The organism is Paenibacillus sp. IHBB 3054, assembly GCF_051594305.1.
Lineage (GTDB): Bacteria > Bacillota > Bacilli > Paenibacillales > Paenibacillaceae > Paenibacillus_AQ.
This window is the reverse complement of the sequence record NZ_JBOFBG010000162.1, coordinates 1-473: the sequence shown is the minus strand read 5'-3', so window position 1 is coordinate 473 and position 473 is coordinate 1. Positions and strand designations below refer to the sequence as shown.

Sequence of the window (473 nt, the reverse complement as noted above, 5' to 3'; positions counted from 1 at the left end):
CCAGCGCCGATCAGCAGAAGATGGACTGGTCATTGCCGAGATCCCGTGGAACTACCCCGAACGGGAGGCGCTCATGCAGCGACATCGTTCCATTGCTATCATGGACTGTGATTATCATCATTGGCTCCGGTTTACGGACGCTGCCCCCCGCTGGGCAGGAGAGTTCTGGCTAAACCAGAGTACCCCAGAGATGGCTTCCAGAATGGCCGCACTGCTGAGGGAGCAATATAAACAGTCCTTCACCGCGGTCTACCCCTATTTTCCTGCGGCAGGGTATTGCTTGTTCCAGGGAAGGCCTCTGGCTCTTGATCCGCTGCTGCGTACACCGCTGATTGCCCAGTTGCATGGAGAGGAGGATGCTGATGAGCCTGTTAAAGCATACGAATCGGTTAGTTAAGCGCTGGATGAAACATCCACGGCATATCGTAGTCAATACGCTGGATGGCAAAGACAGAAAGACGGGGCATTTTGTT

At 54.3% G+C, this 473-nt stretch carries 1 protein-coding gene; it reads left to right on the top strand.

Annotation, left to right across the window (positions count from 1 at the left end; all coding sequences use genetic code 11):
• Positions 1–397, top strand: a 397-nt coding sequence (locus tag ACQ76X_RS36255; protein ID WP_438498711.1) for a hypothetical protein, incomplete at its 5' end; no start/stop codon positions are given.
• Between the last annotated feature and the right edge of the window lie 76 nt (positions 398–473).